This is a genomic window from Actimicrobium sp. CCC2.4, from assembly GCF_034347385.1.
Taxonomy (GTDB): domain Bacteria; phylum Pseudomonadota; class Gammaproteobacteria; order Burkholderiales; family Burkholderiaceae_D; genus Actimicrobium.
Genome location: NZ_CP133777.1, coordinates 1294575 through 1307283, shown reverse-complemented (window position 1 = coordinate 1307283; position 12709 = coordinate 1294575). Strand labels below are relative to the sequence as shown.

Annotated in this window: 13 protein-coding genes; 7 read left to right on the top strand and 6 right to left on the bottom strand. The window is 61.4% G+C overall.

All coding sequences use genetic code 11. The annotated features are described in order from the left end of the window. Positions 1–249: 249 nt before the first annotated feature. From RHM62_RS06070 to RHM62_RS06040, 7 genes are all read left to right on the top strand, one after another. Positions 250–828 (top strand): heme-binding protein, encoded by a 579-nt coding sequence (locus tag RHM62_RS06070; RefSeq protein WP_322124645.1) that lies wholly within the window; start codon positions 250–252, stop codon positions 826–828. A 71-nt stretch (positions 829–899) separates the two neighbouring features. Next, on the top strand, positions 900–1295 hold the full coding sequence (locus RHM62_RS06065) for a VOC family protein (RefSeq protein WP_322124644.1): 396 nt from the start codon (positions 900–902) through the stop codon (positions 1293–1295). A 54-nt stretch (positions 1296–1349) separates the two neighbouring features. Then, the gene (locus RHM62_RS06060) at positions 1350–1874 is read left to right on the top strand and encodes a gluconate 2-dehydrogenase subunit 3 family protein (RefSeq protein ID WP_322124643.1); all 525 of its coding nucleotides are present in this window, start codon (positions 1350–1352) and stop codon (positions 1872–1874) included. Between the two features lie 47 nt (positions 1875–1921). Then, positions 1922–3490, top strand: a complete 1569-nt coding sequence (locus tag RHM62_RS06055) for a GMC family oxidoreductase (protein ID WP_322124642.1) — start codon at positions 1922–1924, stop codon at positions 3488–3490. 39 nt (positions 3491–3529) lie between these two features. Beyond that, positions 3530–3907 (top strand): ribbon-helix-helix domain-containing protein, encoded by a 378-nt coding sequence (locus tag RHM62_RS06050; RefSeq protein ID WP_322124641.1) that lies wholly within the window; start codon positions 3530–3532, stop codon positions 3905–3907. A gap of 225 nt (positions 3908–4132) precedes the next feature. Then, positions 4133–5422, top strand: a complete 1290-nt coding sequence (locus RHM62_RS06045; protein ID WP_322124640.1) for a PQQ-dependent sugar dehydrogenase — start codon at positions 4133–4135, stop codon at positions 5420–5422. 71 nt (positions 5423–5493) lie between these two features. Then, positions 5494–5841 (top strand): cytochrome c, encoded by a 348-nt coding sequence (locus RHM62_RS06040; RefSeq protein WP_322124639.1) that lies wholly within the window; start codon positions 5494–5496, stop codon positions 5839–5841. 16 nt (positions 5842–5857) lie between these two features. On the opposite strand, the gene RHM62_RS06035 is transcribed toward RHM62_RS06040, so the two are convergent. From RHM62_RS06035 to arsS, 6 genes are all read right to left on the bottom strand, one after another. Beyond that, positions 5858–6865, bottom strand: coding sequence for a fasciclin domain-containing protein (locus tag RHM62_RS06035; protein WP_322124638.1), 1008 nt, complete (start codon positions 6863–6865; stop codon positions 5858–5860). Between the two features lie 254 nt (positions 6866–7119). After that, the gene (locus RHM62_RS06030) at positions 7120–7761 is read right to left on the bottom strand and encodes a TIGR04282 family arsenosugar biosynthesis glycosyltransferase (protein WP_322124637.1); all 642 of its coding nucleotides are present in this window, start codon (positions 7759–7761) and stop codon (positions 7120–7122) included. After that, positions 7758–8480, bottom strand: coding sequence for a TIGR04283 family arsenosugar biosynthesis glycosyltransferase (locus RHM62_RS06025; RefSeq protein ID WP_322124636.1), 723 nt, complete (start codon positions 8478–8480; stop codon positions 7758–7760). The genes RHM62_RS06030 and RHM62_RS06025 overlap by 4 nt, the downstream gene beginning before the upstream one ends. Next, a complete protein-coding gene (locus tag RHM62_RS06020; protein ID WP_322124635.1) occupies positions 8444–10594 on the bottom strand; it encodes an FAD-dependent oxidoreductase in 2151 nt (716 codons plus the stop codon). Before RHM62_RS06020 ends, RHM62_RS06025 begins: the two co-directional genes overlap by 37 nt. A gap of 30 nt (positions 10595–10624) precedes the next feature. Continuing rightward, complete coding sequence (locus RHM62_RS06015) at positions 10625–11605, bottom strand: hypothetical protein (protein ID WP_322124634.1); 981 nt, start codon at positions 11603–11605, stop codon at positions 10625–10627. Further along, positions 11602–12564, bottom strand: coding sequence for an arsenosugar biosynthesis radical SAM (seleno)protein ArsS (gene arsS / locus RHM62_RS06010; protein ID WP_322124633.1), 963 nt, complete (start codon positions 12562–12564; stop codon positions 11602–11604). Before arsS ends, RHM62_RS06015 begins: the two co-directional genes overlap by 4 nt. Between the last annotated feature and the right edge of the window lie 145 nt (positions 12565–12709).

Here is a 12709-nt window from a genome sequence, read left to right as displayed (position 1 = left end):
CACTGGTGGTTGTTTGACCGGCCCAAGTGTAGTTTCGGCACCCTGCAAAAAAAATGATGCAGATCAAAAACCCTACAGTGAAGGCGGAGACTCCTCCCGGCCGACCCGCCCGTGAAAGACAGGCCGTTGCGAATACGTCTATGCTCATTGCTCATTCTGTCCCACACCACACCGGAAGCGACACCCATGACCCCGCTACTTACCCGCCTGCTACTTGCGCTCGGCGTCTTTTTTTCAGGAGGAAATGCCATGGCAACCGAAGAACCGGCACACACCGTGTCGATCAAGGAAGGATCATTCGAGGTACGCGATTATCCGGCACTGATCGCCGCCGAAGTGACCGTCAGCGGCAGCCGTAGCGATGCCGTCAGTAGCGGCTTCAAGCTGCTGGCCGGCTATATTTTTGGCGGCAATACACGCCAGCAACGCATCGCCATGACCGCACCGGTCCTGCAGGAAAACAGTGCTGGCATCGCGATCCCGATGACGGCACCCGTGACCCAGACGGCGCAGGGAAATCAATGGACCATCCGCTTCATGATGCCGGCAGCCTATACGCTGGAGAGCTTGCCGGTGCCGGACAATCCGCAGGTCCGCTTGCGCCTGCTGCCGGCCTCGCGCGTCGCCGTCGTACTGTTCTCCGGCCTGGCCGGCGAGGACAGCATCGTGCAGAAAACTGCCGACCTCGATGCCTTCGTCGCGCGTCGTCAGTTATCGGCAACCGGCCCGGCAACGCTGGCGCGCTATGACCCGCCGTGGACACCCTGGTTCATGCGGCGCAATGAATTGATGCTGCCACTGGCGCCCGCACAAAATTCTCAAAAGTAGTATTGCACTGCTACCCCGCTTCCTTGGCGAAGGACGATACTGACCTTCGCCGTCTTACACAGGAAGCCGCCATGCCAAAAATCATCCACACCATGATCCGTGTCCTTGACCCGGATCGCTCGCTGCAGTTCTATGGCGAAGGCTTCGATTTTGCCGTCTCGCACCGGCTCGACTATCCGGATTTTTCGCTGATCTATTTGCGCAATCCCGAAAGCGAATTCGAACTCGAACTGACCCACAACCGCGACCGCACCGAACCCTACACGCACGGCGACGGCTACGGCCATATCGGCATCGTCACCGATGACCTGCAGGCCATGCACGACAAGCTGTCCGCAATGGGCTGCGCCCCGGCGGCGATCAAGGAATTCAAACAGGACGGGACCCTGCTCGCGCGCTTTTTCTTTGTGCTCGATCCGGATGGCTACAAGATCGAAGTGCTGGAGAAATGGGGTCACTACCGCTGACACGGAAACTACCCGCACTGCCCTTCTGGATAACAACGATCAATGGAGACAACCATGGCTTTACCAGAACAACCAAAGCGCCGCCGCTTCCTGCACATTGCCTCGGCCGGCACCGTTGCCGGCGTCGCCACCGGCATCCCTGCACTATTTGTATCGAACCAGGCCGCTGCCGAAGCCGCCCTGGGCCGCGATGTCTTCGCGACACTGACCAGGATGGCGCGCGATATTTTCCCGCATGACCGTTTTGACGACGCGCTCTATGCGAAGGCCGTTGCGATCTACGGCGACCAGGTCAAAACCGATGCGGCGCTGCGCACGCTACTGGTCGATGGCGTCGCCGCGGCCAACAAGGCCAGTGCGCGTCCGTACCTCGACATCCCCGACGAATCCGCACGCGTGGCCATCCTGACCACGATGGCCGGTACGCCGTTCTTCCTCAAATTGCGCGGCGACCTGGTGGTCAGCCTGTACAACCAGCCTGCGGTCTGGGGCAAGCTTGGTTACCAGGGCCCCTCCGCCGAACTGGGCGGCTACATCAAGCGCGGCTTCAATGACCAGACCTGGATGGAGAACTTGTAACGCAGTACGGCATCAGCACGGCCCCTATAAAAACCAAGGAGACAGACGTGGCTGCAAAATTTGCTTTGAATGAAGAAGTCGTCGTGATCGTCGGATCAGGTGCCGGTGGCGGCACGCTGGGTAATGAACTGGCACAAAAAGGTATCAACGTGGTCGTGCTCGAAGCTGGCAAGCGGCATGAAATCAACGACTTTGAAAACGATGAATGGCCGATGTTCGACAAGATTTCGTGGCTGGACAAACGCACGACCTCCGGCACCTGGCGTATCGCCAAAGACTTCCCGAACCTGCCGACCTGGATCGTCAAGGCGGTCGGCGGATCGACCGTGCACTGGGCCGGTGCCTCGCTGCGTTTTCAGGAACACGAGTTCAAGACGCGCACCCACTATGGTGCCGTGGCCGGTGCCAATCTGCTCGACTGGCCGATCACGCTGGCCGAACTGGAACCGTACTATGCCAAGGCCGAAGACAAGATGGGTGTCGGCGGCACCAACGGCATTCCGCGCCTGCCCGGCAACAACAATTACAAGGTGCTGGCCGCCGGTGCCAAAAAGATGGGTTACAAGGACTACCACAGCGGCAACATGGCCATCAACTCGCAGCCGCGTGACGGTCGCGGGTCCTGCCAGCAGATCGGTTTCTGTTTCCAGGGCTGCAAATCCGGCGCGAAATGGTCGACCCTCTATACCGAAATCCCCAAGGGCGAACAGACCGGCCACCTCGAAATCCGCGCCGATGCGCAAGTGCTGAAGATCGAACACAACGCCGCCGGCCTGGTCACCGGCGTGCTGTACAGCGATGCCAAGGGCAACCGCAGTTTTCAGAAAGCGCGGGTGGTCTGCGTGGCCGGCAATTCGATCGAATCGCCGCGCCTGCTGCTCAATTCGGCCTCGGCCCAATTCCCGAACGGACTGGCCAACAGCTCCGGTCAGGTCGGCAAGAATTACATGCGCCACATGACCGGTTCGGTCTATGCCACCTTCGAGCAACCGGTGCACATGTACCGCGGCACGACGATGGCCGGGATCGTGCGTGATGAAGCGCGGCATGACACCAAGCGCGGCTTTGTCGGCGGCTATGAAATGGAAACCGTCTCGCTGGGCGTGCCCTTCATGGCTGCTTTCATGGATCCGGGCAGCTGGGGCCGGGATTTTTCATCGGCGATGGATGCCTACGACAACATGGCCGGCATGTGGCTGGTCGGCGAAGACATGGCGCAGGAATCGAACGGCGTGACCTTGCATGCGACCGAAAAAGACCAGTTCGGCCTGCCGATCCCGAACGTCCAGTTCAGCGACCATGCCAACGATATTGCGATGCGCAAGCATGCGTTCGGCCAGGGTAGTGCGCTGTACCAATCGGTCGGTGCCAAACGCGTGATCTACACCCCGCCCTATCCATCGACTCACAACATGGGCACCAACCGGATGAGCGCGCGCGCGCAGGATGGCGTGGTCAACCAGTGGGGACAATCGCATGACATCAAGAACCTGTTCGTCTCCGATGGCAGCCAGTTCACCAGCGGTGCCAGCGAAAACCCGACTCTGACCATCGTCGCGCTGGCGATCCGGCAGGCTGATTTTATTGCCGGTGCGATGCGACGCAAGGAGCTGTAAGCTCGGCGCGCTACCACCATAAAAAAACAGGAGACAAGCATGTGTGAAATCTACGTCAAGGCCGACCCGATCCACTATGAATTGCGGACCCGTTCGATCCGCATCCACGGGGTCGTCACCAGCATCCGGCTCGAAAACATGAGCTGGGATGTGCTGGCAAGAATCGCCCTGAAAGACGGGCTGACGACCAATCAGCTGATCTGCCAGCTCTACGATGAAGTGATCCGCCAGCAAGGCAAGGTCAGCAATTTTTGTTCGTTCCTGCGGGTCAGCTGCATGCGCTACCTGTCGAATGTGGCGGGGCAGGAAGAGAAGGCAGCTATCCTGCAGGGAAAGTCTGACGGCAAGGCCACCGTGGTCGAGCCGCCGAAACAGGTGCGCACAGGCACCGTGTTGCGACAGGTTGCCGGAGGCTGAGGAAATCCGCCACACGCCCGCCCGCCAACACAGCCTGCTGCGACGATGGCGCACATCCCCGAAACAAGCGCCATTGAACACGCCTGCCCAACGGTCCGACAATTTACCAGGAAGTAGTATTCAGTTACTACCAGCGAGTACCCATCGCAGAGAATAATAAGACGACTGTTCGATTTATCGACAGGGACAAGAGCACCCCCACAAAAATAATCTGGAGATCACAACATGCAAAACAATCGTTGGTCGGGACTGGGCACGGCCGCTGTCGCCGTTGGCCTGATGATGGGATTGACGACGTCGGCGTTCGCGCAAGAACAAGCCATGGAGAAGCTCAAATCGATGCGCGTCTCGGGCATCGATCCGAACCTGCCGCTGATCCCGCAGACCGGCAAGAATGCCGATGCAATCAAAGAAAACCTCAAACGCGTGAAGATGCCGGATGGTTTTGCCATCAGCCTGTATGCGATCGTGCCGGATGCGCGCCACATGGCGGTCGCACCGTCGACCAACATGCTCTTCGTCGGTACCCGCAAGTCATCGGTATGGGCCGTTACCAACCGCAACAGCGGCGATGCCGCCACCGAGGTCAAGCAGTTCGCACCCTCACTGAAATTCACCCAGCCCAATGGTGTGTGCTGGACCAAAGACGGCTTCCTGATCGTCACCGAACACAACCGCATCCTGAGCTTCCCGGCCGCCGAGTTTTTCTATGAAGGTGCCGATGTCGCGGTCTCTGAGCTGGTCCCGCAAGGCAAGCTGATCACGGTCGAAGACGAGAGCTACAACCATGGCGCGCGCGTCTGCCGTGTCGGCAAGGATGGCATGCTGTACGTCGCACTGGGCCAGCCGTTCAATGTGCCACCGCGTGAAAAACTCAAGAGCTTTAACGAACAGGGCATAGGCGGCATCATCCGCATGAATGCGGCCACCGGTGCCAAGCGCGAAGTGTATGCCACCGGCATTCGCAACTCGGTCGGCATGGACTTCAATCCGAAGAACAACGACCTGTGGTTCACCGATAACCAGACCGACGGCATGGGCGACGATATCCCGGCCGGTGAAATCAACCGCGCTACCAAAAAAGGTCAGTTCTTCGGCTATCCATACATCCAGGGCAAAACCCGGATCACCGAGTTTGGCTACGACAAGGATCCGGTACCGGCCAACACGACCAATCCCGAGGTCTACATGGAAGCCCATGCCGCCGATCTTGGCATGGCTTTCTATACCGGCGACGTGTTCCCGAACAAGTACCGCGGCGGGATTTTCTCGGCGCAGCACGGTTCATGGAACAAGACCACGCCGATCGGCGCGCGCATCATGTTTACCTCGCTAAAAGCCGACGGTTCCGCCGACAAGACCGAAGTGTTTGCCGATGGCTGGCTTGACAACAAGACCCGCCAGTACCGCGGTCGTCCGGTTGACGTGGCCAACCTGCCGGATGGCTCGATCCTGGTCTCGGATGACTTTGCCGGTGCGATCTATCGCATCACGTACACCGGCACGGGCACCTAAGCTGCACCGACTGCCCGCTACGCGCACTGCGTGGCGGGCTTTTTTTTGCCCTACTTTTTACGACGGTACTTATGACGATTTACGACAGATTTTTACTACTCGGTACACAGGCGGCCTTGCTGCTGGCCTTGTGCGTGACGGGCACCAGTTCGGTCGCGGCCGACCTCGACGCCGGCAAAGAAAAAGCGATGAGTTGCGCAATGTGCCACGGCGCCACCGGCATCAGCCAGATGCCGGGGGCACCCAACCTGGCTGGCCAGCAAGCGCTGTATGTCGAACTGCAACTAAAGAATTATCGTAGCGGCAAACGCAGCAATGAAATCATGAGCGTCATTGCCAAGCCGCTGACCGATACCGAGATCAGCAACCTGGCAGCGTGGTACGAGTCGATCAGGATCGACGGCACCACGGCACGCTAGTACCTCGCGACGTCGATCAACGTAGCGGCGGCGAAATCACCTTGTCGATCACATGAATCACCCCATTGCTGGCCAGCAGGTCAGTCGCAGTGATCCTTGACTTGCGTCCCAGCTGGTCGGTGATGACGAAGCCGGCATCGATCACAAAGGTACTGCCTTGTACCGACTTGATCGGGGACCCGACCGGCACTTCGGCTTTGAGTACACGCGACGACAGCAGGTGGTAATTGAGCACCGTCGTAATCAGCGCCGGATTGGCCAGCATCTGGGACTTGGTGATCTTGAGTTCGGCGAACAGCGCGGCAAAGGCATCGTTGGTCGGCGCAAACAGCGAGAATGGTCCGGCCGCATTGAGCGCGCCGGCCAGCCCGGCCGCATTGATCGTTTCGATGAGTACGCTCAGGTCCGGCTTGGTCTGAAGCGTCTCGATCAGGGTCTTGTTGGCCGGCAGCAGTACCTTGTCGAGCACATGGACCAGACCGTTGCTGGCGGCGATATCGGTCTGGATGATCCTCGCCGTGCGGTTGCGGCCATCGGTCACGACCAGATCACTGCCAACACTATCGACCTTGAAAATGCCCACTTGCAGCGTCGTGATGGCTTTGCCGATGGACACATCGGCCTTCGCGACCTTGGCCGGCAACACGTGATACGACAGTACGCTCGACAGCAGCGCCTTGTCGGCCAGCAGCTGGACCTTGCTGACATTGAGTTCGGCCAGCAGCAAGGCGAACGCATCGTTGGTCGGGGCAAACAGCGTCAGCGGACCGGGGCCGGACAAGGCACCGGCGAGGTCGGCCGCCGCCACCGCTTCGGCCAGAATGCTGAAACGCGGATCGGCCTTGATGACATCGACCAGATTGGGAACGGCGACAGCCGACGTGATGGTGGCCGGTGTGGCGCTCGTTGCGGCGGCGGGCGTGGCGTGATCCTTCTGTCCGCCGCAGGATGACAGCATGGCCGCCGCGGCAATCAAGGTACACAGGCCGCCTAATTTGAAGCGGTGAATGGCTCTGTAAAACATGGTGTTCTCCCGAATGAAGGTGACGCCATTACGCAACCCGGTGCGTCCTTGAACAGAAAAGGGAAGTCGCAGCGACGCAGATGCAAAGGTGTCAGGACAAGCACCGCGCAGGCCACCCGTCGCTGATCGCGAAGAAAGTCGATAACGCCCGCGCAGGATGCGGGCAGACTTATGGTAGGGAGAAGTAGAGTGACCGGGCTTGATCCATCGCAGACCGCGGGCGATCTGGCGGTCGGCACCAGAATGCTAGAAGGCTAGCCCGGCAGCAGCCCGACCTGCACGGCCCGCAAATAATCAGCCGGCTCGTCGACATCCCAGCGCACCGGCAGCTCGGCCCAATCCGCCCCCTGCTGCCAGCCCAGTGCGCCCAGCCGGCGACGGGTATCGGCCATCACGCTGGCGGTGCTCCAGGTCATCGTCTCGAACACCGCACTGAATGCGCAGACACCGGCGCGCGCGGCGCCGACCAGCACGTAGCCACCATCTTCGGCGGGCGTGAAGACGATGCGCGCGCCCTGCTCCAGCGCGCGCGCCGCCAGTTGCAGGTCGGTGCTGCCCAGTGACGGGCAATCACTGCCGATCAGCAGCACGTGCGCATGGTCGCGCAGCAGCTGCTGCAGGCAAGCGCGCATCCGCTGCCCGAGATCGTCCACGGCTTGCGGATACGCGGTGATGCCGAAGCGCTGGCAGCAATCAGCCAGGTACGGATGATCGTGCGCGCCGGCACTCCACAGCGACACCTGGCCCGGTGCGGCCTGCAGCGCACTGCGCAGCGCATGTTCGGTCATGAGCCGGTGCGCGTCGGCCGCGCCATCGGGACCGAGCAGCGGGATCAGCCGGGTCTTGGTCAGACCCGCCACCGGTGCTTTGGCGAAGACCGCGATATGCAAAGTCATCGCGGCAAATACCCGTAAGCGATCGCCAGTGCACGCGGATCAGCGCCTAAAAAATAGGCAAGCCGCAAGCGCCACATCAGCACGATGGTGTGCCAGACGCCGTGCTTTTCCCAGCGCCGGCCGGAGCTGGTGACACGCTCGCGCAGACAGGCCGGCCGCGAGATTTTTTTTAGGCGACGGCTCAGTTCAAGGTCTTCCATCAACGCGATCGGTGCATAGCCGGCCAGCTGCTCGAAGACCGCACGACGCACGAAAATGGCCTGATCGCCGGTGGCGATACCCGTCAGCCGCGAGCGCCGGTTCATCATCGCGGCGATCACCGGCAGCATCCGGTGCGTACCGTCCAGCCGGATATCAAAGCGGCCCCAGACCCGTTCGCGCAGGGCCGTCGCGATCAGCGAACCGGCCTGCTCAGGCAGCACCGTATCAGCATGCAAAAACAGCAGCGCGTCCCCACTGGCTAGTGCCGCACCGGCATTCATTTGCAGCGCCCGCCCGCGCGGTGCGTGCACCACCAGATCGACCAGCGGCAGCGCCAGCGCAACCGTGCGGTCGGTGCTACCGCCATCGGCCAGAATGACTTGCGCGCCGGCTAGTCGCAACGCCGCCAGACGCGCCAGCAGCGCGACGATCTGACCGGCTTCGTCGAGCGCCGGCACGATGATGGACAACGAGGTCATCGTCAGCCGCGCTGCCAGGCGTGATACTTCGCCACCCACTTCAGCAAGCGCTCCGGCGTATGGGCTTTTTTCCAGACGCCGGCGGCAAACTTGTTGGCTTCGGCCAGCGTCGGATAAATGTGGATGGTGCCGAGGATCTTGTTCATGCCGAGGCCGTGCTTCATGGCCATCACGTATTCGGCGATCAGGTCACCGGCATGGTCGCCGACGATGGTCACGCCGAGAATCTTGTCCTTGCCCGGCACCGTCAGCACCTTGACGAAGCCGTGCGCTTCGCCATCAGCAATCGCGCGGTCGAGGTCGTCGAGCTCGTAGCGCGATAGTTCGTACGGCACGCCGGCGGCAATCGCCTCCTGTTCATTGATGCCGACGCGTGCGACTTCCGGCTCGGTGAAGGTAGCCCACGGGATCACCGAATAATCGGCCTTGAATTTCTTGAAACGACCGAACAAGCCGTTGACTGCCGCAAACCAGGCCTGATGCGCAGCCACATGCGTGAACTGGTACGGACCGGCCACGTCGCCGGCGGCGAAGATGTTCGGGTACAGCGTTTCGAGATAGTCATTGGTCTCGATGGTGCGGGTCTTGCTGACGCCGATGCCGAGTTCTTCAAGGCCATAGCCGGTCACGTTGGCCTGGCGACCGAGGGCAACCAGCACCTCATCAAAGGCGATCCGTACTTCGCTGCCGGCATGCTCGGCGACCAGGATTTTCTGCGCGCCTTCGCGCAGGAAACGCACGGCCTTGTGGCCGGTCAGCAGCGCGATGCCTTCGGCGCGAAAGCGCGATGCCACCATCGCCGAGACATCGGCATCCTCGCGCAGCATCACGCGCTCCGCCATCTCGACTTGCGTGACTTGCGCGCCCAGCCGGGCAAACGCCTGCGCCAGTTCGCAGCCGATCGGCCCGCCGCCCAGCACCAGCAAACGACGCGGCAGCTGGCGCAATGACCACAGCGTGTCCGACGTGTACGCATCCATCGTATCGAGCCCCGGAATCGGCGGCATGAACGGACGCGCACCGGCGGCGATGACGATGCTGCGCGTGGTCAGCGTGCGCGTGCTGCCATCGGGCTCGGTGAGTTCGACGGCAAACGGCGAGACAATCCGCGCCGAGCCTTTCAGGCTATCGACGCCGAGTCCCTGATACCGCTCGGCCGAATCATGCGGTGCGATGGTGGCGATAACGCGCTGCACGCGCTCCATCACGGCGGCAAAATCGACTTGCGCGCTGGCTTGCACCAGCCCGAATTCATGGGCGCGACCGATGTGCGACATCAGCTTGGCCGAGCGGATCAGGGTCTTCGACGGCACGCAACCGGTATTGAGGCAATCGCCGCCGAGCTGATGGCGCTCGATCAGTGCGACCTTGGCTTTCACGGCAGCAGCGATGTAGGCACTGACCAGTCCGGCCGAGCCGCCACCGATGACGACCATGTTGTAGTCGTAGCGGGCCGGACGCGGCCAGCGTGCATACACCTTGCGCGCCTTGATCCAGTCAAGCGCCTTGCGTGCGATCAGCGGAAACACGCTCAGCAGCACGAACGACAGCAGTAATCCCGGCGACAGGATGCCTTTGAGCGACGTGATCTGCGCGAGCTGCGTACCGGCATTGACGAACACCAGCGTGCCGGCCAGCATGCCGAGCTGGCTGACCCAGTAATAGGTCCGCACCGGCATCACGGTCAGGCCCATCAGCAGGTTAATCAGGAAGAATGGAAATACCGGCACCAGCCGCAACGTGAACAGGTACAGCGCACCATCGCGGGCGATGCCTTCATTGAAGCTCTTGAGCTTGTCGCCGAAGCGCCGGATCACCCAGTCGCGCAAAATAAAACGGGCCGACAGGAATGCCAGCGTGGCACCAACGCACGACGCAAACGACACGATCAGCGTACCGAACCACAAACCGAAAATCGCGCCGGCGGCCAGTGTCAGGATAGCCGCGCCCGGAAACGACAGCGCCGTGACCGCGGTATAGACCAGGAAAAAAATCCCGGCACTGGCCAGCGGGCTGGCTGTCGCCGCGTCCTGCAAGGCCTGCTGGCGCGACTTGAGTTCATCCAGGCTGAGGTAACGGCCCAGGTCGAAAGCGAAAAAAGCAATGATGGCTGCGACGATCAGCAGCAGCAGGAACAGGCGGTTTTTTTTCATGGGAAGAGACCTCGGGGGATCGGTGGAGGATTACTTGAATCCGGCGGGACAGGCTTGTTCCGGCGAGTACGCCGGACCGTGATCGATGCGCTGCAAATACGCTGTGTTTGCGACCGAACCGTCGGGCCAGTCACGCAGGAACTGCGCGCGCCAGCTGGCCTGATCATAGTCCAGCACGATCGCGGCGACATGGATGTCCTGGCCATCAATGCGGAAGATCCGTTCGTACTGGACGTTCAGCGCAGCCGGTGCCGGCGTGAGTGCAATCCGGCTGATCAGCCCTGCAGTCAGGCCGGAAAAATTCGGCAGGCCGGCCGCACCATTGTTGATGACGCCGCACTCCTGGCCTTCGACACGAAAGCGCCGCAGCGCCGGCAGGCAGGTATGCGAACTGGCAAACAGCGACACCCCGGCCTTGCGGAAAAATTGTTCATTGATCGCGCGGCGGGCCGGATCATCGAGCCGCTCGCGCGCAAAATCCCAGCCGGCCAATGTCGTTGCATCGCCATGCACGATGCCGATGCGGGCCGTGCCAACGGTGGCCAGCAAATGCATCGGCAGCGCCGCCAGCGTATGGCGCGCGTCACCCAAGGCCTGCTGCGCGCTTGCCCGCAGTGCGACGATGATCCGGTTCGAATGCGCCACCACGTCATCGCTGACGTCCTCGGGATAACCGCAACCGCAACCGGCCTCGTCATCGTCGGCAGCCAGCTCGGTCTCGACATTGCCGCGCAGCGCGGTGTGCCGCAGCACGCGCGCATGCAGGTCGGCAAAGATAGCCGGATCGGTATCGAACCAGTGGAAGTCGCCATTGAAGACCAGTTGCGGCACATCGGCTTCGGATGCCGCCAGCGCCTCGATCGCATCGAGCGCCTGGGGGTTACCGTACAGCCCGCCGATCACGTATAACGTCTGCGCCGCCAGATCCGGTTCGCGGGCAAAGACGCCGGCACCATAGGCATAACTGGTCGGGCAATTGCGCCCGGCTCGTGGCACCGCCAGTGGCATCACGCCAGCGCCCCGCTGCAACTGCTGCCGGCACCGGCGGTGCAACCCCAGCAATGGTTGGCGACCTTGATCGGATTGCCTTCCAGCGAGCTCTCCAGCAAGTGGCTCAGGTGGCGCCGGCCCTTGCCGGGCTGGCTCAATGGCAAGCCCAGCATCTGGTTGAAATCGCAGTCATACAGATAACCCAGATGATCGACCGAAATCAGCGAGCGGCACATCACGCCGGCCAGGTTGGCGTCCTGATGCGCGCCGCGCAGCAAATCCATGTAATCGTGGAACTGGCCTTTTGAAATCAGCGTGCTGCCGAAGCGCTGGATAGGCATGTTGGTGATCGTGAAGAGCTGGTTGAAACGGATGCCGAATTGCTCGCCCAGAAAGTGGTCATAGTCTTTTTTCAGGCCGGCCTGCGAGGGCGGCAGCACCGGCCCCTGCGGGTTGTAGACCAGATCGAGCACCAGCGCGCCGTCCGGATCGCCATAGCCCAGCGCATTGAGCCGCTGCAGCATGCGGATGCTGCTGCCGAAGGTGCCGTCGCCGCGCTGCTTGTCGACGTTGTCTTCGCTGTAGCAGGGCAGCGAGGCGACGATATGGACCTGCTGCGCGGCGAGGAATCCGGCGAATTCTTCGTAGCCCGGTTCTTCGAGGATGGTCAGGTTGCAGCGATCGATGACGGCCACGCCAAGGGCGCGCGCCTGCTCGACCAGAGTGCGGAAATGCACGTTCATTTCCGGCGCGCCGCCGGTCAGGTCGATGGTGCGGATGTCGCCTTGCCGCAGCACGTCGAGGACTTGTTCGATCGTGGCGCGGTCCATCTGTTCGGTGCGGGTCGGACCGGCGTTGACGTGGCAGTGCAGGCAGGACTGATTACAGGTGGTGCCCAGGTTGATTTGCAGGGTATCGGGACGGTGGCGTCGCAGCGCCGGAAAGTCGGTGGCAACCAGTAAAGGAAGTGTTGCGTGCATAAATGGTCCTCGGGATGCGGTAGGGCTCAGGATAAACCGAAACAGCTTGGTCGGCCCGGTACGGCGATCCTGACAAGCAGGAACGAAACTGCGCGGGAACTTGAAATTTCCCAAAACCGATGATTCTGTCTTGGAATATTTTAGG